General features: G+C 37.9%; 1 pseudogene. It reads right to left on the bottom strand.

What is annotated here, in order from left to right:
* Positions 1 to 96 (bottom strand): annotated as a pseudogene (locus tag D0T60_RS18560) (recombination protein RecR); the annotation flags it as partial.
* Between the last annotated feature and the right edge of the window lie 226 nt (positions 97 to 322).

Raw genomic sequence — 322 nt, 5'->3', positions numbered from 1 at the left:
ATCCGTATATTCCAATTCGTCCCCTATGGATATACCACGAGCAATCACAGAAAGCTTTACGTCCATTTTATCCAATTTACGGAACCGGACATAATTCAGTACTCCAAATACCAGGGAAAGATGAATGGTATATTGTATATCACCGCTTTTCTAAACCCAATGGAATAAATAATTTCTTCTTCGTTCATTGAGAAGAGACAGAATCAAATAACAGCTTGTGATAGAAAAAGGTAGTCCTCTGGGCGAAGTATGGGGTTATAAAACCGACGGTTTCTTTACTGCATACGATGAAGTTAGTAATCCTAAAGGAGAATTGGTATGG

Source organism: Bacteroides sp. 224, from assembly GCF_010500995.1.
In the GTDB taxonomy this organism is placed as follows: Bacteria; Bacteroidota; Bacteroidia; order Bacteroidales; family Bacteroidaceae; genus Bacteroides.
This window is presented reverse-complemented; position numbering and strand designations above follow the sequence as displayed.